Below are 20,068 nucleotides of genomic sequence, written 5' to 3' on the forward strand. Positions count from 1 at the left end.
AATGGACTTAAATGGATAAAAAAACGATTATTTGAATAACCTACGCTTTTCTTTTTCTATCGGTTTCCACTTCCAATTAGGCGCTTCACCTTTTACAAAATAAACAGCGAGTAAAGCCAATGTACTAACAGAAACCAATAAAATCCATTTGAAAAGTTCTTCTTTAGGGTCTATCCAAAAGCTAATAAAGCCGACAGCAAACAAATAAAACATCTGTACGAACCAGCCTTGCCAAGCCGTTGGACGACCCCAGCCCCAACCATTCTTTTTTGCTGGAAACCAAACTGCTTTTTTCTCTGTCATCTTGTTCGCCTTATTCTATTTGCCTTTATGGCTCAATAATTCGCTTTACGCAGCCACTTTGTCTGAGTTTCAACTATCAAAAAAACCTTTGTTGAAAGGCCTTCTTGTTTGATTCTTGTGACAAATCTATTACCGAGCAAGGAACTCACTGCGGGTTTTGTCGCTGCGTTTGAATAAACCACCTAACGCGGTTGTTTGCGTTGAAGAACTCGCATCCATAACACCACGTGATTTCACACAGTAATGAACCGCATCCATACTGACGGCTACGTTATCCGTTTCAAGCAAAACTTGTAGAGTGACTAACACTTGTTGGGTAAGACGTTCCTGAACTTGAGGTCGCTGAGCAAAAAAACGAACGATACGGTTAATCTTTGATAAGCCGATGATCTTCGTCTTAGGTAAATAAGCGACTTTAGCTAAACCATCAATGGTGACGAAATGATGTTCGCAGGTGCTGGTAAAGCTAATATCGCTTACCTTAACCATTTCATCGACTTTCATCTTATTTTCAATCACGGTGATTTTTGGAAAGTGAGCGTAATCCAATCCAGAGAAAATTTCCTTCACGTACATTTTAGCAATGCGGTGAGGTGTTTCCGTTAAGCTATCATCAGTAAGGTCTAAACCTAATGTCGTCACAACATCTTCAAATGCGCTTTTAATACGCTGATATTTTTCTTCAGTCGTTAAACCTGTATCAATCATAGGGGTTTCTAAGCCCTTACTGATTAAGGCGTCACGCACTCGCATTGCCTCATCAGACAACTCAAGGCGACTTACATTCGTTTGTTCAGCTGTATTGTTCATATTCTTGTCCTATTCGCTTAACCTTGTCATTCAACATGGAGCTTTTTAAAAAATTACATTTGGCGGGTTATGCCAAGTGTCGTCCTCCATCAAGTGACAAGGTTCGGCCTGTCATATAACGGCTCTCTAAAATGTATTTTACCGCTAACACGGACTCTTGGTCTCCTGCTTCAATACGCAGTAAAGACTTGCTGAGTGCTTTTTTTCTGTATTCCTCATCATCACCTTCATTAAACATCAAAAGAGAAGGTGCGATCGCATTTACTTTAACCTTTGGAGCAAATCGTTTGGCAAATGAAACGGTTAAATTAGCCAAACCAGCCTTACTTGAAGCGTAAGCAATGTGTTTATCGCTTCCCTTTTCAGCGACATAGTCCGTCATGTGGATAATGTCAGCCATACCATGTTGCTCAAAGCCTGCACATAATAATCCTTCAAAGGCCAGATTTATACGGTAAGGTGCAAATACATGCACTTGCCACATTTTTTCCATCAATATGGCAGTATCTGAGTGTGCCTCTTCAGATTCCCACTCGGATGCATTATGAATAACACCTCTTAATGACTGATACTCTTTTTGAATGAGAGCAATAAAATCATCCACACCCGCCTGGTTGGAAAAGTCAGCTTGAATACAGCGAATACCTTGCTCCTCCAATGTTTTAAGCTGCTCTCTGTTCTTACGATAGGTAATAATGACTTCGTAGCCTTGCTCGGCCAACGCTTGTGCGCATGCCAAACCAAGACGTTGTGCGCCGCCAGTAATAATAATTGGCATTCTAGTTGTCATTCGTCCATCCCTACTCGATTTTTAAATGAGCTTGATAGGAGCCATCATACAGACACAAATTCTATTAATGAACTAATCTAAACTATGTTACAAAAGACATAATCCAATATTCGATTTGTATCGTATAAATTGAACTTATCTTTTAAAACAAAATCTAAAAAATCAGTATCAAGAAACTTGTTTAATTTACCCACCTTAAATTTGAAGTTAAAAAGGGAGTTGAAATGAGCTTACAAACAGAGAAAAAAGATCTCGCCTTATCGGCAAAAGACATTCCTCAAGAAGCGTTTGATTGGTACGACGAATATGCCCATGGCGATATCGACCGACGCACTTTTTTATCTCGCCTTGGAACCCTTAGCATCACGGGACTAACACTTTCTGTCGTCGCTGGTGCGCTGACACCAAACTACGCACTAGCTGATCAGGTTTCTTTTAATGATTCTGATATCACAGCAAGCTATGTGGAATTTGACTCCCCAAATGGTCACGGTAAAGCGCGTGGCTACTTAGTTGTTCCAAAAGGCGTCGATGCAAACAATAAAGCCGCAACTGTTTTAGTTGCTCATGAAAACCGCGGCTTGAACCCATACATTGAAGACGTTGCTCGTCGTTTAGCAAAAGCTGGCTTTATCGCTCTTGCTCCTGATGCATTGTTCCCTTTAGGTGGTTACCCTGGCAATGATGACGAAGGTCGTGCTATGCAAAGAACGCTAGACGGCAGCAAGATCACGGGTGATTTCATGGATGCGGCAACGCTTTTAAAGAATCATGACTTTAGTACAGGCAAAGTCGGTATGGTAGGTTTCTGCTTTGGTGGGTACCTGACCAATGCTCTGGTTGCTAATATGCCTGATACCATTAATGCAGGCGCGCCTTATTACGGTACACCAGCAAAATCAAACATCGACAAAATCAAAGCACCATTGCAAATTCATTTTGCTGAGCTAGATACGCGAGTGAATGCCACTTGGCCAGATTATGAAAAAGCCTTAAAAGCCAACAAAGTAGATTACACAGCGTACGTGTATCCGAAAGCAAATCATGGCTTCCATAATGACTCAACGGCGCGTTATCAAGAAAATAATGCAGAATTAGCTTGGGAAAGAACTGTGAGCTTCTTTAAGAAAACATTAAATAGCTAACGAAATTACCTAACGAAATGAAATATGAAAGCGTTGTGGCAGAAGCTATGCCGTAACGTTTTTCGTATTTAATGACGATGATTTTGAGTTATATTTGAAATCAATACCACGTACATTCGGTGTTTTCCGCCACAAAGACTCACACAAGTCCGACACACTGATATCATTGTCAGATTGCAACCAAGCAACCACAGCACGGGCAACATTCGGATAAGAAATTTGTACAACACGGCTTGTTTCCAGCCACTCTAAAATCACATCTGCATTTAATACATCCGTTGTTTTCGCAATACCTAATGCTTCTAGAGCAATAGCATTCGAATGCTGTTCTATTTGTCCTTTCAGCGGTTTTGCTAAAATACGACGACCTAACTGAAGCGCCTCTGAATTCAATTCAAAACCGGCATTACACAATACAGACTCACACTCAGATAAATTTTGTTGGAATTGTTGACGACTAAAAGCAAACACTTCTACGTTGCCGTACACGCCGGGCTCGATATCCTTGCAATGCAGTCTAAAGCGATAGCCAGGAACGCCTTCTAACCATTCCAATACAGCTTCACTGTTTTCAAACGGTAAATACACTAAAACCAACTCAGCATTAGGCGCATTTTTCATTTCTTGGGCATGAATAAGTGGCGGCAATATTGGATGACCAAAATGATGCCAATGCGCACCTAATTGCGTCGCAGCAGGAGCAAAATTCGACATTACCCATTGCGCAAGAATGTTTTTCTTATAGCGAGGAATATCATGTTTAAAAGCATATTGATGACCAAAACCAATACATGGAACATTTTGAGTCTTTGCGGCCCAAGCAACAATAGGCTCAAAGTCCGTAATAACCAAATCATAGCCACGCGTATCTAAGGAGCGAATATCTTGGATCAACTTTATAAAATTAGCTTTTCGACAGGTCGCTAGTAAATCCAATTTACCATTACGAGCAACAAAGCTAAGACCTAGAAAAGTACGATAATCACCAAATACCGCCATATCAAAATAGTCTTCTGGCGCGCGACCAGAAAAAACAAAATCCACTTCAAAACCAGCCACTTTCATTTCTGCTGCCATGGCTCTTGCTCGAGTTATATGGCCGTTGCCTGTACCTTGAACCCCATAGAGTATTTTCATACTAACAATCCGATCATAAACGCTGCACAGGCAATACCAAGCAAAGCCCCTATGACGGTATCTGTTGGAAAATGCACACCAAGGAAAATACGAGACAAACCAACATTTGCGGCCCAAAAATACAACATCATATTTACACTTGGAAACCACTCACTTAGACAATACGCAATAAAAAATGCGCCTGATGTATGACCTGACGGAAACGAAAACTGGTCAGATGGAATAATAAAGCTACAAAAATCATCAAGCGCATCCGCAGGACGATTACGCTTAAAACCTCGCTTTAAAACAAAATACACAATACGTTCAAGCAAGAAACCAAAAACCAAAACCGCAACCAAAGTGTCGTAGCCAGCAATCCAAAAAATAATTGCCGCTGCCACATAGAGAGGACCATCGGCTGTAAATGATATAGCTCGCCCAATGCGAGTTAATCTGGCTCTGTGCTTACGAGCCATAAACCAATAGAAAGTCTGGACATCAAAGGTATGGATGTTTTGAAGTATATTCATTTTGTCACCTTATTAATTTTGTCTTACTCTCAACATAGACGAGTAAAATGTCATTTAGGTGACAGAGATATGACAACTTGGAGACATACTTTATTGGAGAAAAATATTCCTAAAAACACAGACAAAAATGCCTCGTTATAGCGAGGCATTTTAAACATGAGACAATCATCACTTAGATTTTACTTACCGATAAAACTACAACCAGTTCGTTAACATAACGCCAATACCAAGCGATTGAGTTCTGTGATTATAATCCAATAAAGATTGCCCATAACCGTTAAAGTATTGAATGTAACCTCGCGTTTTCCCCCATAAAGGAAAATTAAAACCAACTTGAATTGCGCCCTTATTATCAGAAGCTTTCAGGTTATTTCTCAGCATAAAATCGATGCTGTAATCATCAATAATATGAATTAAATTGAACTCACCATAACCAAAGTAGTTTTCAATATTTGGGTTATCATCATTGCTTGAACTCTCAGGAATCCGGTACCAAGGTTTAAATGAAAAGGCGGTATCCCCTTTTTCAAACACAAAATCCATGTAAATTCGGTTCCATGAACGAGACAAATCAGCTGACTGTCCATTCGATTGATGATTGATACCATAGGATATGTAATTAGGTTTAATACCTAAAAAACCATGTTTTGGCTTGGTAATGACAAAAGCTTCAGGCTCATGGTTTGTATCTCGAAATGGTGCAGAAATATCACTGTTATAGGCCTGCCAATAAGCTTGTTGCGTGTAGGCAAACCAAAGGCTTGTATCGCGCCCTACTACTTCATAAGCCACAGGAAACTTAATACTTAATTGAAATTTGAACTCAACACTTTGTAAACTTTCAGGATCGTTACTGCCTAAAAAAGCACGATCGTTAGGATTTGACGTGTATGACAAAGGTAAAAAATAATTTGGTTTATGAGGCGTTAATACAAAGGGATTATTCACTGTATCAAGTTCTCTATTTTCTCGCTGCTGAAGAAAACCATTTGCCTCTTTCGCGCGCTTAGCAATAGAGTCTGGAACCGTAGGCTCTACTGGTGTAAAAAATGCTTCATCGTCGCTAACCTCTTCCTCGCCTGTTGCATCGCCGCTCATCGCATCTTCATGCACTTCTTCTACAACATAAGAGGTTGTTGTACTTTCTGATTCTTTCGATTCAGTTTGAGCCCAAAGCAGACTAGGGAGCAGTATGATTGAGCACATAATAGTTTTCATTATTTAAAACCTTTTTAAGCGAAGCAAGTCACTTTATATTATTGAGATAGCACCACTTTTTTAGCGTAGGTTTCACGATCCATGTCACACATTTCAACAGAAAAGCTAACATCTTTTAATGAAAATTTTGTTAAAGCATCCAAGATCAATTGAGAAAGTTTCTTTTTCTCTTCTGGCGTACGCCCAGATAACAATCTAACCATGACATGAACAAAGGCATCTTCTTGTCCACATGTCATGAAGCTTTTATAAGGAAGGCTGCGCAATTTAATATCTTCGGAGGCAAAAACATTTGACTCGATACAAGCCTCTTTGATCGCTTCGAGCATATCAACGGGCGGCACTTCTTGTTCTAAATTCTGACTGTATTCGAGAATACAATGTGGCATATCAGACTCCTATTTTAAGTTTACTCAATACAGTTTTTTACTTTGATTTGGTTATACGATTAATAACCTTGGACTGGATCTACTGTGACAGGCATTTCACCAGTTAATCGATAGTGACTTATATTCTTCGCGACTATTTCGCAAGCACTTATAGGGTGTGTCGGTGCAGAAATATGCGGTAAAACAGTCACTCTATCATTAACCCAATACGGATGATTTTCTGCTAATGGTTCCTGCGTAAAGACATCTAAAACGGCATGAGATATAAGCTGTTCATCAAGCTTTTTCAATAACGCATCATCGTCAATAATAGGACCGCGAGCAAAATTAATCAGGCTTGCACCAGTTGGTAAATAAGATAAAGTCTGGTGGTTCAATAGCCCTTTTGTTTGAGGCGTCAAAGGTAAAAGGCAAACGAGTATATCACTTTGTTTCAATAATGAAGCTAAGCCTTCATCGCCATGAAAACAATGAATTCCCTCTATGTGTTTTTCTCTCCGACTCCAACCTGCAACAGGGAAACCATTATCAACTAAACGTTTTGCACTTAACTTTCCTAACGCACCTAAACCCAATACACCAATACGACGCTCTTGAGCTCGAATCATAGGTTGTTGCAACCAAGTTCGCTTGGATTGCTGCTTAGCATACACAGGCATATCTCGATGTAAGTAGAGCGTCCACGACAAGACGGCTTCAGACATAGTTTGTGCCAATTCTGGATCGACTAATCGAACAATAGAAAAAGAAGGAAAAGTCAATTCGTTCATTATGCGTTCTACGCCAGCCCATAAACTATGAATCCACTTTAGATTAGGCAGCGCTAATAAATCCTGAGGGTCTGGATTTGCAACAATGGCAATATCACAATGCTGCTTTTGCTCTTCAGTTAAATCTGCAAAAGGCAAAATAGTTTCATCCGGTATAGCTGAAGAAAAAAGACGAATCCAATTTTCTTGTTCTGACGCTTCAACACGCCCAATAAAAACAATCATTTTTCATACACCTTAGCCAGGTCTCTAAAGCCTTTTAACTCTATCGCGTTACCACTTGGATCTTTGAAAAACATAGTCCACTGTTCACCTGGCAAACCTTCAAATCGAACATTTGGCGCTAAGTCAAAAGCAACCTTTGCATCTGTTAATCGTTTGGCCACTTTTTGCCATTCAGGCAAGGGTAAAATTAGTCCAAAGTGCGGCATAGGTACAAGATGATCTCCCACCCTACCCGTGTTCGTCGTTGGAGATGGCTCCCCTAAATGCAATGAAAGCTGATGACCATAAAAATCGAAGTCGACCCAAGTTTCAGCGCTTCGACCTTCAATACAGCCTAAGACATTTGTATAAAATTCACGTGTTTTATCTAAACAGGTAACATGAAAGGCGTAATGGAATAAGGCTGACATTGCAGACTCCTAACAACAAAATGAAGTTAGAAAAATACAGCACCCAGTTCAAAAGTAAATACGAACTCTTTAGTAAAGATGAGATAGTTAGCATCAGACAAAAAAATAGCGGCAAGCCGCTATTTCTAAATCCGTTTTCTAAACCCATTGAATTTACATCAATTCAATGACTGCAAACGATCTTCGGTTACTGAAGCCTTGCCTTGGAAACCCACCATATTGATATATTCAGTCTGTACGTCTGGTATTGGATTACTTTCTGCAAATACCTGAGAACGGCTTTGGTTCTCAATAATACGAACATGTGAACGATTCAATTCTCTTGGCTCTTTTACACCACAAGAGTGAGCAATCATACCAATACCATGTAACAATTCAGCGGCATAGTTCGCCACTCGTTCTGCTTTTTCTACTGCCACCAAACCACGCTGTAAATCTGTATTGTGCGTCGTAATCCCTGTTGGACAGGTGTTTTTATTGCACTGCAAAGCTTGAATACAGCCAAGAGAAAATAAGAAGCCTCGTGCACTTACCACAAAATCTGCGCCAGCACTTAACGCCCAGGCCGCTTTGCCAGGCACAATCAGTTTACCTGAAGCAATTACCTTAATATAACGACGTAAACCATAAGACGTTATTGTGTTAACCACCAAAGGTAAGCTTTCACGCAAGTGCATCCCAACATAATCCATTAAAGGCTGAGGTGCCGCGCCTGTACCACCATCTGAACTATCAATGGTAATAAAGTCAGGACAGTAATCAATCCCCTTTTTATGGATTAGCTCACACATGATTTTAAAGAAACTCATGTCGCCTACTACCATTTTGAATCCAACCGGCTTAGAGGTAACCTGACGTACACGATGAACCATATCCAATAAATCATCGATGGACTTTATGTCTGTATGGCCATTCGGGCTATTGGAATCTTGCCCAACAGGAATACCACGAGTATGTGAAATTTCTTCTGTCACCTTGGCACCAGGCAACATACCGCCTTTACCTGGTTTTGCGCCTTGGCTCATTTTAATTTCAAACATCCGAACGTTTTCATGTGCAGCAATACCGGCTAATTTCTCATCGTCTAGCTTGCCTTCATGATTACGAACGCCATATTTAGCCGTACCAATTTGAAACACAAGATCACAACCGCCCTCCAGATGATAAGGCGATAAGCCACCCTCTCCGGTGTTTAACCAAATACCAGCTTTGCTCGCGCCTTTAGATAAAGCTTGAACAGCAGGTTTAGACAAGGCACCAAAGCTCATACCTGAAATATTTACAACGGAACTGGTTCGATAAGGTGTTTTCGCCGTATATTGGCCGATACAGACTTCTTTCGGTTGTGCCGCATCCTCCTCTAAGGTTGGAAATGCGCAATTGAGGAAGAAAATATCGCCCGGTGTTTCAAGCGAACGCGTAGACCCAAAGGCAATAGTTGTATCTACTTTTTTCGCAGCGCGATAAGCCCAAGAACGCTCAGCCCGATCAAACGGACGCTCTTCCCGGTCCATCGCAAAAAAGTACTGTCGAAAGAACTCCCCCATATGTTCAAACATATAGCGGAATCGACCAACAACAGGGTAGTTACGCCTGATAGTTTGAGTGGTTTGATGAGTATCAACCCAATACATTATGCCAACGCAAATCAGAGCAACAAGTAACAAAAAAGCGAATAACAATGCGCCCCATTGAATGACTGATGTTGCCAATGAAGATAAAAAATCCATAACTAGCCCTTACTATCAAATAAAGTGAATTAAGCCATATTACACTACAGAGTAGATTTCAACGTCGATGAATCGTGAACAAATAAGTCAATAAATTCTTTTGCAGGTACAGGGTGACCAAAATAGTATCCTTGATAATAAAAACAATCTATTTCTCGCAATCGATTGTAATGCTCAAGTGTTTCAACACCTTCTGCAATGACACTCATACCTAATACTTTTGCCATAGCAATAACAGCACGAACAATGGCTTCGTCACTTTTATCGGTTAACAAGTCACGCACAAAAGATTGATCTATTTTCAATCTATCAACCGGTAGTAATTTTAAATATTTAAGCGAGGAATAACCTGTACCGAAGTCATCAATAGAAAGATGAGCTCCTAACGCTTTTATTGCATTCATTTTTTCTAAACAAGATGACAAATCACTGAGCAACATGTTTTCCGTAATTTCAAGATCCACACAACAAGCTGGTACATCATGCTTTTCCAATTGGTTTTGCAACATAGGTAAAAAGTTTGCCTGTTGAAATTGAATCGGACTGACATTGATAGACATACGCCATGACAAATCCCACTCACCGCTTTTTAGCCAAGCAGCAACTTGCGACAATGCCTCATTTAAAACCCAATGCCCGATATCGACAATGAGGCCGATTTCTTCTGCAATAGGAATAAACTCAGCAGGTGAAATAAACCCTTTATCTTTGTCTTTCCAGCGAATTAAAGCCTCTGCACCAATCACACCCTCTTTATCATTAATTTGAGGTTGGTAATACAATTCAAATAATTTGAATTCAGTTGCATGATGAAGGGCTTTTTCCATTTCTAGACGACGATCAGACACAGCTTGCATCGCTGTTTTATACAAAGCAAAAGTATTACGCCCAGATTCTTTTGCTCGATATAAAGCGGTATCAGCTTGCTTAAAAATTATTTCTGCAGATCCACAGGTATTATCAAAGATAGATGCACCTAAACTTGCAGTGACATGCACTTCATGACGACCGGCTCTCTTGACCTGTTGGCAAGCGTACAAAACACTTTCAGAAAACGCACAAACCATTTTCTCAACATGCTCTTTATCCTCACCTAATCCTCTTAATAAGAAAGCAAATTCATCTCCGCCTAAGCGTGAGAAAATAATATTATCTTCTTGAAGGTGGGCAAGTTGGGCAGCAACGCAACAAAGTAGCTCATCCCCTACATTGTGTCCAAGTGAGTCATTGATGGTTTTAAAACGATCCAAGTCCATAAAAACAACGGCAGAATAGCTTTCTTTATATTGCTCGTGTTCCCAAACTTCATTGAGTTTATCAGTTAAATATTGGCGATTAGGTAAACCCGTAACAGCATCATAATAGGCTAAACGGTGAATATGTGCTTCTGCAGCTTTTCGCTCTGAAATATCCCTAATGAGCAGCAAGGTTTCTTGTTTGTCTTGAATGACATACTTTGCTAAACGTATTTCAACCGGAAACTCGACACCGTGCCTTTGAAATTTAGTTTCAATCGTTAAGGGCGAATTAAGCGGAAAAGTATCCAGTACATCGGAAAAGAAAGTCCATGATGAGGGAGCATATAACTCTTCTAAAGTGCATTCTTTAATCTCTGCACATTTTATTTTCAACATTTTTTCGATAGCAGTATTAGCTAAAATGATTTTGCGATTTTCATCAAGCAACAATATCCCATCGGCAGCATGCTCTATCATTGCTCGAGTATGTTTGTCGCTTCGCTCGAGGTCATGCAATGCCATGTTTAATTTGTTTAATAATTGCGAAAAAGTAGAGTGTAAGTGGCCTAATTCGTCTGATCGATGATGTCGATAGAAGGATTTAGGTAAAGTCAGTTTTTTCTTACGTTCAAGTGTCGACAAAGACTCAGTCAAACGTTTTAAAGGATGGGTAACCAGAAAGTAGAAAACCAGTGAAATTAAGGTTGCTAATAAAATATCTTTAAATAAGTTGTAGATCAGAGTAGATAAATGTTTAGAAAATATATTATCAAGTATATAGCGTTTTTCAGGAGTAACGGACAGTGAACCAGCAATAAATACTGGGGCATCCATGTGCAATTGACGTTCGTAATTTTGCACATCAGATAAAAAATAGTCTGCCAACGATTGAGAAACAGAAAAAACATGTAAAGAGGTGCTTGCTGCAACAAACAACTTACCCGTCTCATCCTGAACTTCCACTTTCGCAATAGAAGGACTTAATAACAAACTATCGATTTGCTGCTGCGCAAAGCTTTGATCTAACCGAAATAGTGCTCCCGCTAATGGCTGTTCAACAACAGCAAGTAATTCGTCGAAATCTTGATCAATTTGTTTTTTTTGAGAACGGATGCCTTCGGCCACTTGAACAGCGCTGCTTATTAAACTTAAGACAATAGCCAGCACCAGGGTCAAAATCGCCTGTTTAACAAATAAAGATCTTGAAAATATAACGCCCATTATTTTCCTTAAAACCTTACATTCCCTGCCAAAAGAAACCGACAGCTCTATTCTTATAAAGTAACCCCATAAAATTCATGTGGAAACTTCATATCTCTCTGTAGGGAATATACTCGACAAAATTTATATTAACAGTAATACCAGCTGAACATATGTATCGTTAGGTAAAACTTGTCGATTTTTTTGCGTCTTTTTTTTAACCAATTAAAGGTCGCAGAGACAGATAGTTGATCGATGAAGTATAAGATATTTTAATACTTGAATGCGTTCTATTGTATCAATCTAGTGATCTAGATCATGATCGGGCATTTTTTTGACAAAAAAAAGCCAGCATGGAATTCATACTGGCTTTTCGCTAAGAATATTCTTTCTAACGTAGAGGTTTAGCCAATAACAGCGCCGTCTTCTCTATAAATAGCGACAACACTAGAGCGAGGCACAGATTGACCACCATCAGGCCAATGGGAGTTTCCTTTTTCACCTGGATGCTGCACACTAATAAACATAGTCGTACGTTCGGTGTTCCAAGCAGCGCCGGTAATTTCACATTCTTTTGGTCCAACTAGAAAACGACGAATTTCACCGGTTTCAGGATCCCCCACCAACATCTGATTATTACCTTGACCTTGGAAGCCTTTCTCATTTGAGTAGTTACCATCGGTTTGAATCCACAACAAGCCTTTAGAATCAAATATCAAACCATCTGGAGAGTTAAACATATTATCTTGGTTAACATTTTGAGAGCCCGCATTAGCGTCGTCATACACGGCAGGGTTACCTGCTAATACAAACAAGTTCCATTTAAATTCACTGCTGGTGTGATCTTCGTTCATAGGAACCCAACGAACGATCTGACCAAAGTTATTTTCCACTCGTGGATTTGGGCCTGTTGCAGGTGTTGCATCACCACCCGCATTCGGTTTAACACCACGGTTTTTGTTATTCGTTAAAGCACAAAACACTTCTACTTTATTTGGATTTGAAGCAACCCATTCTGGGCGATCCATTGTCGTCGCGCCGACTTTAGAAGCCGCTATACGAGTGTAAATCGAAATCTCAGCGTCTGTCATTCCTGTCGTTTTTGGTGTCATTGCTAGCCATTCACCACGGTTATTGTCATGGAATTTTGCAACGTATAAGGTTCCCTCTTCAAGTAAGTTACGGTTATTCCCGCCCGCCAAATACTTATGCTTAGAAACAAAGCGATATAAAAATTCGCCACGCTCGTCATCACCAAGATACACAACAACATGACCATTTGATGCAATGGTTAATTCTGCATTTTCATGTTTAAAACGACCAAGTGCTGTGCGTTTTTTTGGTCGCGATGTTGGATCCAATGGATCGATCTCAACAATGTATCCTGCACGATTTGGTTCTTGGGGCTCTTTTGATAAATCAAACCGAGAATCCGCCATCGACCACTTATATCCCCAATCTTTATGACTAATACCATAACGCTTCATTTCAGGTGTTAATGAAAAACTTTCATCACTTGAAGAAAAGTAACCGTTAAAATTTTCTTCACACGTTAGATAAGTACCCCAAGGTGTTTGTCCGTTACCACAGTTGTTCCACGTTCCTTTAGCGACCACTCCTTTTGGATCTGCTTTTGTTTTAAGAAGATCATGACCACGTGCAGGGCCTGTTATATCCATCTCTGTATCAACTGTAATACGGCGGTTGAATTCAGAATCTTTCACTATGCCCCATTGGTTATTTTGACGTGAAACCTCAACAATACTAACACCATGCGCCGCTTTACTTTTAAGGACATCATCGGCTGTTGTCGGTACACCATCAGCACGATTCGCATGTAAGGTATTTAGATTTGTGTATTCATTGTTTACACAAAGGATCTGGCGCCCATTATGAGAAAACATGGCCATGCCATCATTGTGATCACCAAAAGACAGTTCCTGAGAAGCACCAGTGCCACCTGTCGCGCCATTAAATGCAGGTGCATTTGAGAACATAGGTTCGCCCCAAGAAGTAAGCACTTCCCATTTGTAACCTTCTGGAACGGTTATCGTATCAAGGGTATTCGCTTTTACCATACTAAACGCAAGACGTGACTCTTTTTCGCCTGCTGCAAATGCCTTTCCTGCCGCTAAAGTAGTAGACCCCATAACAAATGCGCTTGCGCCTACGGCCGCACCACCACCAAGAAAACCACGACGAGAAACCATCGATTTTGCTACTTCTTCAAACTCAACGACTTCTGGCGCTGGTCGTACAAGTTCATCTAATTCATCAAAACTTAAGCTCTGTGTTTGTTCGATTTTCATCATACTGCCCTATCTCATTTTAATAGATGGTCGTCGCTGAGTAATGCTGCTACTTCACGCTCAAACCCAATAAAACTCATTTTTCAAACTGATCGTTGAAAATAGCCTCCTCCTGAAAAAGGAAGTTACTCTTAAATCTATAGTGAAAACGTGGCATTAAAATGACAGCGAGATGGCATTATGGTTATATGAAATAATCACATCAGGAATAGATAACAATTTAGATTTATAAAAGGCTTAATACCTAAAAAAGATATCTGCATCATAAAAATAATAATGCTTATGAGGATAATTTAATGATCAAAACTCTACGTAAATTCCCGATCAACTTGCGCTTAATCTGTTTGGTTTTATTTTTTTCCTTAGGACTCCTCTTCGTCGTTTACTCAAGCCTGACCTCCAGCAAACACTCTTTATTGAATGAAAAATACACACAAACCAAGAATGTTGTTGAAACGGCTACGGGAGTTTTTGAACAATTCTACAAACTAGAGCAATCTGGTGACCTTAGTAAAGAAGATGCTCAACGTTATGCAATGGAAATGATTAAAGGTACTCGTTATTCAGAAGTCGAATATTTCTGGATAAATGACTACTCAGCAACAGTAATAATGCACAGTACTAACGCGTCATTGGATGGCCAAGACTTATCAAATTTAGAGGATCCAAACGGGAAAAAACTTTTTTCTGAATTTGTCAGAGTAGTCAAAGCACAAAATGCAGGTTTTGTAGACTACTTGTGGCCTAAACCGGGTAAAGAAAAACCAATCGAAAAAATCTCCTATGTACAAGGTTTTGAACCTTGGGGATGGATTATTGGTTCTGGCATTTATTTAGATGATGTTGATACTCAATTTCAAAAAGAAGCGATTAAACTTGGTGTCATCAGTAGTGTGATCATTTTAATTGCGCTATTAATTTCTGTCCTAATCATGCGCTCTATCTTAATGCCTATTAGTCAAATAAGACTTGCGATGGAAAACATTTCACATGGTGATGGTGATTTAACTGCTCGCTTACCAGAAGCAGGGAATGACCAATTAACTAAAATTGCATCCTACTACAATTCTTTCATAGACCGACTTTCAGAGACTTTAAGCAAAGCCGTTATTCTTAATCAAGAAGTCGAAAATAAAAGCCAGGAATTAAAATTGGTATCATCAAGAACGAAAGCCATCACACAAGAACGTGAAGGCATGTTTGCTCAAATGACAGATACCATCAAAGAAGTTGACGGCTTTAAAGACGAAGTAATTGAAACAACGCAATCCACTATTACATCAGCGCAAACTACAGCGAATAAAACGCAAACAGGTCAAGATTCAATCAAAAAAACCGTTGAGTCATTGGATAAACTGTCCAACGAGCTAGAACTAGGTCTTCAAACTGTTATTCAGCTAGCAGAACAATCACAAACCATTGGTTCAGTATTAGATGTAATCAGCGCAATCTCCGAACAAACAAACTTATTAGCGCTTAACGCTGCGATTGAAGCTGCTCGTGCGGGTGAGCAAGGTCGTGGTTTTGCTGTCGTTGCAGATGAAGTACGTGGTTTAGCAAGTCGTACACAAGCATCTACAGACGAAATTCAAACTATGATTAATAAGTTACAAAGTGGGGCGAAAGAGGCTGAGTCACGTATTACGGAAAGCCATCAGCAGTCTAAAAAAACCACTGAAGAAATGTCACATACAGCGCAATATCTAGAAGAAATTGCTCACTCAGTTAACGACATAAATATTGCAAGCAACACGGTAATACAAAGTGTTTCAATGCAAAGTGATGCGGTGCAAAGATTGAATGAATTGAACTCGAAAGTCTCTGAACTTTCCGCTCAAGCCAGCTTACAAGTTCAACAAAACAACCTTACCAGCGAAACCTTAGCAGAAACGTCAAAAGAAACTCGTAAAGTGATGTCGGCATTCAAACTTTAGAAAACATATTGAATCAATAACATTGATCTAATAAACAAAAATAGCCTACTCGTTTTCTAGTAGGCTATTTTTTTGCTTTACCTAATCACTTTAATCATTAACGCTTACTTTTCACGCCTTGAGCTGCTTTAAAACGAGGGTTTGATTTACAGATAACAAACACACGCCCTTTCCTTTTCACGACTTTACACTCTTTATGACGATGCTTAGCACTTTTCAAAGAACTGAGAATTTTCATGTCTACTTGCTCTTGCGGTAGCGACGTTTAAATTGGGCAATACGACCTTCATTACCATGTGACCTCTGCTCACCAGTATAAAAAGGGTGAGAAGAACTCGACACATCAATCGCCATATAAGGGTACTCTGTGCCATCACGTACAATGGTTTGTTGCGTACCTACGGTAGAACCAATAAAAAAATACTGATCTATCTGCGTATCATGAAAAGCAACTGTTCGATAATTAGGGTGGATGTTTTTGCGCATTGGATACTCCTTATTAAGTGTTATGATATAACATACCACAACAAATAAACAATAACCAATACAACTGATTCTCATTTATTCATATTCACACTGGAGCTTAAGAATCAGCCGCTATTCGAGGTCTTTGCACGAAACAACCAGCGAAAGGCAAGATAAGGAAAGGCAAAAATAAACGAGAAAACGGAGTTTATGTTTTCTGGATTACAATCGTAAATGAGTATTTTTACTCCATAAAAAATGCCGCTTATTAGAAGCGGCATTTGATAAAATTTTTGAGCATCAAGTAAAGTCTTTGATCAGACCTTATGAGATATGTGTTAAATATTCATCATAGGTGCCTTGGAAATCAATGATCTGCTTGTCTTTGATTTCAATCACACGGTTCGCCAAAGAAGAAACAAACGCACGGTCATGACTGACAAAAATCAGTGTGCCGTCAAAGTCGATCAAGGCATTATTCAACGCCTCAATGGCTTCCATATCCATGTGGTTTGTTGGCTCATCCATGATAAGAACATTTAGATCCATCATCATTAACTTACCAAATAATAGGCGGTTTTTTTCGCCACCAGAACAGACACGGACTTTCTTATTGAAGTCGTCTGCGGTAAACAATAAACGGCCTAACATAGCACGAACTTTCAAATCGTCATGTTTAACGGTACGCCATTTAGACATCCAATCAAACAAGGTCAAATCAGAATTAAAATCTTCTGTACTGTCCTGAGCGCAATAACCAATGACCGCATTCTCCGCCCATTTGATCTCGCCCTGCTTGGCTTTTAATTCATCCATCAAGCAACGAAGGAAAGTCGTTTTACCGGCACCATTTTCACCGATAATGGCCAATCGCGCACCTGCATCAAGAATGATACTGCCATCTGTAAACAACATTTCATCTTCAAAACCATGCCCAAGTTCTTCTAAAATCAAGGCTTGGCGATGCAGTTTTTTATCTTGCTTGAAGTTCAACGAAGGTGTCATTCGGCTCGACTGCTTCACTTCGGACAATTCAATTTTATCAAGTTTCTTAGCACGAGAGCTGGCTTGTTTCGCTTTCGATGCATTAGCAGAGAAACGGTTTACAAAGGCTTGTAAGTCGTCCATTTCTGCACTCTTTTTCGCATTTTCTGTGAGTAGCTGTTCACGAATCAGCGAAGAAGCTTCCATGAAATACTCATAGTTACCTGGGTAAATTCTCAACTCGCCAAAGTCGATGTCTGCCATGTGAGTACACACAGAGTTTAAGAAGTGCCGGTCATGGGAAATAATGATCATGGTGCATTTACGTTGGTTCAATACACCCGCTAGCCAGTTAATCGTATGAATGTCCAAGTTGTTGGTTGGCTCATCCAGCAGCAAAATATCAGGATTAGCGAATAAAGCCTGCGCTAATAACACACGTAACTTCCAACCCGGCGCCACTTGGCTCATTAAACCAAAGTGATATTCTTCTTCAATACCCGCTTCAAGCAAAATATCGCCAGCACGACTTTCTGCACTGTAGCCATCCATCTCTGCAAATTCAGCTTCGAGTTCACCTGCACGCATGCCGTCTTCTTCGCTCATTTCTGGCTTAGAATAAATTGCGTCACGCTCTTGTTTTACTTTCCAAAGTTCTACATCACCCATAATCACGGCGTCGACAACAGAGTATTCTTCGAAAGCAAATTGATCCTGACTCAAAGTACCGACTTTTTCACCCGGTGTAATGGAGACATTACCTGACGTTGGAACCAGGGCCCCACTCAGAATTTTCATGAAAGTAGACTTGCCACAACCATTCGCACCAATCAAACCGTAGCGATTGCCGTTACCAAATTTAGCGGAGATGTTTTCGAACAATGGCGTTGCGCCAAATTGCATGGTGATATTAGCTGTGGAAATCAAAAGAAAGCCCTGAGAGTAAATAATAGAAAGCCGTTTATGATTGCCGCTTTAAAATAAGCGTACAAAAGATAAACACAAAGGGGTGCGAATATAGAGAGTTAAGGCGGTAAAGTCGAGAGCTAAGGGATGCTTTTTAAATAAACAGTCATGCTAAGAAAGAAATATGACTCGATAACGTTATATTATAAGCAGGTATACGCTATAAAATTTAAATATTAAGATGTTGTTACAGAATATTTAAAAGGACTTATTGGCTCTTTCAAAGAGTTATTTGGCATTTTCAGTTGTCTGTCTTGAATGCTGATCAACAGACGGTTGCCCTTCCTCTAACGCTACTTGCGAATCAGGTGTCATCACATAAGACATCATTTGGGTCGATAAAAAACTCAACACATCACGACTTGCGCCATCCAACAAGTTCTTTTTGACTTTTTTGGTGACATCTAATTGCGTGCTCGCTCCCAATACAAAACTGGTAATCAAGCCTGTTGGAGTAATCGCTTTATCTAAAACAGCGCCAATGGCTTTCTCACGAGATTTCTTAGCGCATTTCTCTAGATTCTGAGTACGTTCATATAAAAGTTTTCGTCGCTTATGCATGCGTTTAAGACCAAACATAATCTACTCCTCTTCTGCTGAAATAATTGCGTCTAACGTTCGAGTGAAATCCATTCTTTTTAATGTATTTTTTACAAAATAAAGCATAATTAACGCACTAAGAAAGGTGATTAACGTGGCACTAAATAAAATCCCCAGCAGAGAAAAGCCATAACTCCAAGCAAGTACTGACACTAAGGCAATTACTAATAGCCAAGTTGTAAGCAATAAAAAAATAACACCGCACATTAAGGCAAGAAGCTGGGCACTAGAAGTAACCCACATTTTAGCCTCTAAAGCTCCTAGCCCTAACACACTTTTCAACCAATGCTTGTGTGATGTAACAACATCATCAAAAGCTGACAGTTCATCTTTTGAATTGGATTCTGGCTGTGAACCTAAATGTGGTTGTGAATCTGAATGCGGTGGTATTTCCATGATGTCTATTTGCGCTTAGACAATAAGCTAGTCGCTAAAGCGCCGGCTAAAAAAGCGATCCCGATGGTTTTGATCGGATTTTCTTTAGCGTATGAACCAACAGCAGAAGTCACTTGTTCAGATTGGTTTTTGGCTGTTGCAGCAATATTATGGGCTTGCTCACTAATCTCATGAGCCACTTTTTCAATACGCTCTTGGCTTTGTTTTTTCATTTCTGCTGCATTATCAACACCGTTATGGGTCTCCTCCGCAACATTATCTACTTTTTCATGTGCTTTTGATTGGGTTGTACTTTTGGTACCGGTAGCCATGTTTATTCTCCTTGTGAAAAAATAATATTTCTAACCGTAAGTTTTTTAATGGAAGCAATAATATTAAGTCTATAAAAAATTATAATATACTTAATAAAATACAATTCCGATAAAGGCAATTCTAGGATAACAATTACTAAAATATTTCCTATAAACTTTCATCTAACTTTGAATTTCGATTATTAATAATAAAACCTAAAAAAAGATAATTCATAAAATTATAAAC

The 20,068-nt window shown here is 39.6% G+C and carries 20 protein-coding genes; 2 read left to right on the forward strand and 18 right to left on the reverse strand.

Annotated elements, in window-relative coordinates:
• Positions 1 to 27: 27 nt before the first annotated feature.
• The 3 genes from MUS1_RS07970 to folM all read right to left on the reverse strand — a co-directional run bounded on the left by MUS1_RS07970 (position 28) and on the right by folM (position 1,903).
• Complete coding sequence (locus tag MUS1_RS07970; RefSeq protein ID WP_036161028.1) at positions 28 to 303, reverse strand: hypothetical protein; 276 nt, start codon at positions 301 to 303, stop codon at positions 28 to 30.
• 129 nt (positions 304 to 432) lie between these two features.
• The gene (gene folE, locus MUS1_RS07975; RefSeq protein ID WP_051436176.1) at positions 433 to 1,113 is read right to left on the reverse strand and encodes a GTP cyclohydrolase I FolE; all 681 of its coding nucleotides are present in this window, start codon (positions 1,111 to 1,113) and stop codon (positions 433 to 435) included.
• 67 nt (positions 1,114 to 1,180) lie between these two features.
• A complete protein-coding gene (folM, locus tag MUS1_RS07980) occupies positions 1,181 to 1,903 on the reverse strand; it encodes a dihydromonapterin reductase (protein WP_036161031.1) in 723 nt (240 codons plus the stop codon).
• 224 nt (positions 1,904 to 2,127) lie between these two features.
• On the opposite strand from folM, the gene MUS1_RS07985 reads away from it, so the two are divergent.
• Positions 2,128 to 3,048 (forward strand): dienelactone hydrolase family protein, encoded by a 921-nt coding sequence (locus MUS1_RS07985; RefSeq protein ID WP_036161033.1) that lies wholly within the window; start codon positions 2,128 to 2,130, stop codon positions 3,046 to 3,048.
• Between the two features lie 45 nt (positions 3,049 to 3,093).
• Here the strand turns inward: MUS1_RS07985 and MUS1_RS07990 are convergent, their stop codons facing one another.
• The 9 genes from MUS1_RS07990 to MUS1_RS08030 form a co-directional block, all read right to left on the reverse strand.
• Entirely contained in the window at positions 3,094 to 4,185 is a 1,092-nt protein-coding gene (locus MUS1_RS07990) for an MJ1255/VC2487 family glycosyltransferase (protein ID WP_036161036.1), read from the reverse strand.
• The gene (locus tag MUS1_RS07995) at positions 4,182 to 4,697 is read right to left on the reverse strand and encodes a phosphatase PAP2 family protein (protein WP_036161039.1); all 516 of its coding nucleotides are present in this window, start codon (positions 4,695 to 4,697) and stop codon (positions 4,182 to 4,184) included. The genes MUS1_RS07990 and MUS1_RS07995 overlap by 4 nt, the downstream gene beginning before the upstream one ends.
• 195 nt (positions 4,698 to 4,892) lie before the next feature.
• Positions 4,893 to 5,915 (reverse strand): phospholipase A, encoded by a 1,023-nt coding sequence (locus MUS1_RS08000; protein ID WP_036161042.1) that lies wholly within the window; start codon positions 5,913 to 5,915, stop codon positions 4,893 to 4,895.
• Positions 5,916 to 5,953: 38 nt separating this feature from the next.
• Positions 5,954 to 6,304 (reverse strand): 5-carboxymethyl-2-hydroxymuconate Delta-isomerase, encoded by a 351-nt coding sequence (locus MUS1_RS08005; RefSeq protein ID WP_036161046.1) that lies wholly within the window; start codon positions 6,302 to 6,304, stop codon positions 5,954 to 5,956.
• Between the two features lie 59 nt (positions 6,305 to 6,363).
• Complete coding sequence (locus MUS1_RS08010; RefSeq protein WP_036161049.1) at positions 6,364 to 7,299, reverse strand: 2-hydroxyacid dehydrogenase; 936 nt, start codon at positions 7,297 to 7,299, stop codon at positions 6,364 to 6,366.
• Entirely contained in the window at positions 7,296 to 7,709 is a 414-nt protein-coding gene (locus tag MUS1_RS08015; RefSeq protein WP_036161052.1) for a VOC family protein, read from the reverse strand. Before MUS1_RS08015 ends, MUS1_RS08010 begins: the two co-directional genes overlap by 4 nt.
• Positions 7,710 to 7,867: 158 nt before the next feature.
• Positions 7,868 to 9,439: an FMN-binding glutamate synthase family protein gene (locus tag MUS1_RS08020; protein WP_036161055.1), complete on the reverse strand. Its 1,572-nt coding sequence runs from the start codon at positions 9,437 to 9,439 to the stop codon at positions 7,868 to 7,870.
• A 44-nt stretch (positions 9,440 to 9,483) separates the two neighbouring features.
• Positions 9,484 to 11,898 carry a putative bifunctional diguanylate cyclase/phosphodiesterase gene (locus MUS1_RS08025; RefSeq protein WP_036161058.1) on the reverse strand — a complete coding sequence of 805 codons (2,415 nt, stop codon included), beginning with the start codon at positions 11,896 to 11,898 and terminating at the stop codon, positions 9,484 to 9,486.
• 383 nt (positions 11,899 to 12,281) lie between these two features.
• Positions 12,282 to 14,189 (reverse strand): PhoX family protein, encoded by a 1,908-nt coding sequence (locus MUS1_RS08030; RefSeq protein WP_245595777.1) that lies wholly within the window; start codon positions 14,187 to 14,189, stop codon positions 12,282 to 12,284.
• Positions 14,190 to 14,482: 293 nt separating this feature from the next.
• On the opposite strand from MUS1_RS08030, the gene MUS1_RS08035 reads away from it, so the two are divergent.
• On the forward strand, positions 14,483 to 16,120 hold the full coding sequence (locus MUS1_RS08035) for a methyl-accepting chemotaxis protein (RefSeq protein WP_036161061.1): 1,638 nt from the start codon (positions 14,483 to 14,485) through the stop codon (positions 16,118 to 16,120).
• Between the two features lie 97 nt (positions 16,121 to 16,217).
• Here MUS1_RS08035 and ykgO read toward each other — a convergent pair whose 3' ends face one another.
• The 6 genes from ykgO to MUS1_RS08065 all read right to left on the reverse strand — a co-directional run bounded on the left by ykgO (position 16,218) and on the right by MUS1_RS08065 (position 19,842).
• Positions 16,218 to 16,358, reverse strand: coding sequence for a type B 50S ribosomal protein L36 (gene ykgO, locus MUS1_RS08040; protein WP_036161064.1), 141 nt, complete (start codon positions 16,356 to 16,358; stop codon positions 16,218 to 16,220).
• A gap of 2 nt (positions 16,359 to 16,360) precedes the next feature.
• Positions 16,361 to 16,606, reverse strand: coding sequence for a type B 50S ribosomal protein L31 (locus tag MUS1_RS08045; RefSeq protein WP_036161067.1), 246 nt, complete (start codon positions 16,604 to 16,606; stop codon positions 16,361 to 16,363).
• Between the two features lie 303 nt (positions 16,607 to 16,909).
• Complete coding sequence (locus tag MUS1_RS08050) at positions 16,910 to 18,496, reverse strand: ABC-F family ATPase (protein ID WP_084035589.1); 1,587 nt, start codon at positions 18,494 to 18,496, stop codon at positions 16,910 to 16,912.
• A 267-nt stretch (positions 18,497 to 18,763) separates the two neighbouring features.
• On the reverse strand, positions 18,764 to 19,114 hold the full coding sequence (locus MUS1_RS08055) for a hypothetical protein (RefSeq protein ID WP_036161072.1): 351 nt from the start codon (positions 19,112 to 19,114) through the stop codon (positions 18,764 to 18,766).
• Positions 19,115 to 19,117: 3 nt separating this feature from the next.
• Positions 19,118 to 19,531: a hypothetical protein gene (locus MUS1_RS08060; protein ID WP_036161076.1), complete on the reverse strand. Its 414-nt coding sequence runs from the start codon at positions 19,529 to 19,531 to the stop codon at positions 19,118 to 19,120.
• Positions 19,532 to 19,536: 5 nt separating this feature from the next.
• Positions 19,537 to 19,842: a DUF883 family protein gene (locus MUS1_RS08065; protein ID WP_051436177.1), complete on the reverse strand. Its 306-nt coding sequence runs from the start codon at positions 19,840 to 19,842 to the stop codon at positions 19,537 to 19,539.
• Positions 19,843 to 20,068 lie beyond the last annotated feature (226 nt).

Origin of the sequence: Marinomonas ushuaiensis DSM 15871, from assembly GCF_000521805.1 — a bacterium.
GTDB classification, from domain to species: domain Bacteria; phylum Pseudomonadota; class Gammaproteobacteria; order Pseudomonadales; family Marinomonadaceae; genus Marinomonas; species Marinomonas ushuaiensis.

Excerpts from the sequence above, each read along its gene's own strand:
- MUS1_RS07970 (WP_036161028.1), bottom strand. The coding sequence starts at position 303 with ATGACAGAGAAAAAAGCAGTTTGGTTTCCAGCAAAAAAGAATGGTTGG.
- folE (WP_051436176.1), bottom strand. The coding sequence starts at position 1,113 with ATGAACAATACAGCTGAACAAACGAATGTAAGTCGCCTTGAGTTGTCT.
- folM (WP_036161031.1), bottom strand. The coding sequence starts at position 1,903 with ATGACAACTAGAATGCCAATTATTATTACTGGCGGCGCACAACGTCTT.
- MUS1_RS07985 (WP_036161033.1), top strand. The coding sequence starts at position 2,128 with ATGAGCTTACAAACAGAGAAAAAAGATCTCGCCTTATCGGCAAAAGAC.
- MUS1_RS07990 (WP_036161036.1), bottom strand. The coding sequence starts at position 4,185 with ATGAAAATACTCTATGGGGTTCAAGGTACAGGCAACGGCCATATAACT.
- MUS1_RS07995 (WP_036161039.1), bottom strand. The coding sequence starts at position 4,697 with ATGAATATACTTCAAAACATCCATACCTTTGATGTCCAGACTTTCTAT.
- MUS1_RS08000 (WP_036161042.1), bottom strand. The coding sequence starts at position 5,915 with ATGAAAACTATTATGTGCTCAATCATACTGCTCCCTAGTCTGCTTTGG.
- MUS1_RS08005 (WP_036161046.1), bottom strand. The coding sequence starts at position 6,304 with ATGCCACATTGTATTCTCGAATACAGTCAGAATTTAGAACAAGAAGTG.
- MUS1_RS08010 (WP_036161049.1), bottom strand. The coding sequence starts at position 7,299 with ATGATTGTTTTTATTGGGCGTGTTGAAGCGTCAGAACAAGAAAATTGG.
- MUS1_RS08015 (WP_036161052.1), bottom strand. The coding sequence starts at position 7,709 with ATGTCAGCCTTATTCCATTACGCCTTTCATGTTACCTGTTTAGATAAA.
- MUS1_RS08020 (WP_036161055.1), bottom strand. The coding sequence starts at position 9,439 with ATGGATTTTTTATCTTCATTGGCAACATCAGTCATTCAATGGGGCGCA.
- MUS1_RS08025 (WP_036161058.1), bottom strand. The coding sequence starts at position 11,898 with ATGGGCGTTATATTTTCAAGATCTTTATTTGTTAAACAGGCGATTTTG.
- MUS1_RS08030 (WP_245595777.1), bottom strand. The coding sequence starts at position 14,189 with ATGATGAAAATCGAACAAACACAGAGCTTAAGTTTTGATGAATTAGAT.
- MUS1_RS08035 (WP_036161061.1), top strand. The coding sequence starts at position 14,483 with ATGATCAAAACTCTACGTAAATTCCCGATCAACTTGCGCTTAATCTGT.
- ykgO (WP_036161064.1), bottom strand. The coding sequence starts at position 16,358 with ATGAAAATTCTCAGTTCTTTGAAAAGTGCTAAGCATCGTCATAAAGAG.
- MUS1_RS08045 (WP_036161067.1), bottom strand. The coding sequence starts at position 16,606 with ATGCGCAAAAACATCCACCCTAATTATCGAACAGTTGCTTTTCATGAT.
- MUS1_RS08055 (WP_036161072.1), bottom strand. The coding sequence starts at position 19,114 with ATGTTTGGTCTTAAACGCATGCATAAGCGACGAAAACTTTTATATGAA.
- MUS1_RS08060 (WP_036161076.1), bottom strand. The coding sequence starts at position 19,531 with ATGGAAATACCACCGCATTCAGATTCACAACCACATTTAGGTTCACAG.
- MUS1_RS08065 (WP_051436177.1), bottom strand. The coding sequence starts at position 19,842 with ATGGCTACCGGTACCAAAAGTACAACCCAATCAAAAGCACATGAAAAA.